Source organism: Abyssisolibacter fermentans, assembly GCF_001559865.1.
Classification (GTDB): domain Bacteria; phylum Bacillota; class Clostridia; order Tissierellales; family MCWD3; genus Abyssisolibacter; species Abyssisolibacter fermentans.
This window is the reverse complement of sequence record NZ_LOHE01000103.1, coordinates 1-1752: the sequence shown is the minus strand read 5'-3', so window position 1 is coordinate 1752 and position 1752 is coordinate 1. Positions and strand designations below refer to the sequence as shown.

The window sequence follows — 1752 nt, the reverse complement described above, 5'->3', positions numbered from 1 at the left end:
AAATTGAACAGTGCTTCGCCTAAAAATTTTGTAAATGCTTAAAATACAAGGCATTAAATTTTTCATGGATACGAAGCGTACAAACGTACGTGAGTAGTCATGAGAAATTTAATAACGCAGTAGTTTAACATTTTACTCCTTAGAAAGGAGGTGATCCAGCCGCACCTTCCGATACGGCTACCTTGTTACGACTTCACCCTAGTCATTAATCCTACCTTCGACATCTGCCTCCAAAAGGTTAGCTCGATGGCTTCGGGTATTACCAACTCCCATGGTGTGACGGGCGGTGTGTACAAGGCCCGGGAACGCATTCACCGCGACATTCTGATTCGCGATTACTAGCAACTCCAACTTCATGTAGGCGAGTTGCAGCCTACAATCCGAACTGAGATCGGCTTATTGGGATTCGCTCCCCCTCGCGGGTTGGCTGCCCATTGTACCGACCATTGTAGCACGTGTGTAGCCCAGATCATAAGGGGCATGATGATTTGACGTCATCCCCACCTTCCTCCGGTTTGTCACCGGCAGTCCCTCTAGAGTGCCCAGCATTACCTGATGGCAACTAAAGGCAAGGGTTGCGCTCGTTGCGGGACTTAACCCAACATCTCACGACACGAGCTGACGACAACCATGCACCACCTGTCTCCTCAGTCCCCGAAGGGAAAGTCTTATCTCTAAGACGGTCCGAGGGATGTCAAGACCTGGTAAGGTTCTTCGCGTTGCGTCGAATTAAACCACATGCTCCGCTGCTTGTGCGGGCCCCCGTCAATTCCTTTGAGTTTCAGTCTTGCGACCGTACTCCCCAGGCGGAGTGCTTAATGCGTTAGCTGCGGCACCGAAGCCTGTCGACTCCGACACCTAGCACTCATCGTTTACGGCGTGGACTACCAGGGTATCTAATCCTGTTCGCTCCCCACGCTTTCGTGCCTCAGCGTCAGTTACAGTCCAGAGAGTCGCCTTCGCCACTGGTGTTCCTCCTAATATCTACGCATTTCACCGCTACACTAGGAATTCCACTCTCCTCTCCTGCACTCAAGCCTTGTAGTTTCAAATGCTCACATCGGTTGAGCCGATGGATTTCACATCTGACTTACTAGGCCGCCTACGCACCCTTTACGCCCAATAATTCCGGACAACGCTCGCCCCCTACGTATTACCGCGGCTGCTGGCACGTAGTTAGCCGGGGCTTCCTCCTATGGTACCGTCATTATTCTTCCCATAGGACAGAGCTTTACGATTCGAAAACCTTCATCGCTCACGCGGCGTCGCTGCATCAGGGTTTCCCCCATTGTGCAATATTCCCCACTGCTGCCTCCCGTAGGAGTCTGGACCGTGTCTCAGTTCCAGTGTGGCCGTTCACCCTCTCAGGCCGGCTACCCATCGTCGCCTTGGTAAGCTATTACCTTACCAACTAGCTAATGGGACGCGGGACCATCTTATGCCACTTAAGCACTTTGACTCATGTATCATGCGATACTAGAGTTTTATAAGGTATTAATCCCAGTTTCCCGAGGCTATCCCTTTGCATAAGGTAGGTTTCCCACGCGTTACTCACCCGTCCGCCGCTTTCCTTTAACTAAATCCTCCGAAGATTCATTAATTAAATTCTCGCTCGACTTGCATGTGTTAGGCGCGCCGCCAGCGTTCGTCCTGAGCCAGGATCAAACTCTCAAATAAAAAATTTATTGTTTAATCAAAATTGACTCTTTGATTTAATTGCTTGGCTTTGCACTGTTCAATTTTCAAAGTCCA

Annotated in this window: 1 rRNA gene; it reads right to left on the bottom strand. The window is 50.2% G+C overall.

The window, feature by feature from the left end:
• Positions 1-143: 143 nt before the first annotated feature.
• Positions 144-1677, bottom strand: a 16S ribosomal RNA gene (locus tag AYC61_RS19170).
• Positions 1678-1752: the final 75 nt, after the last annotated feature.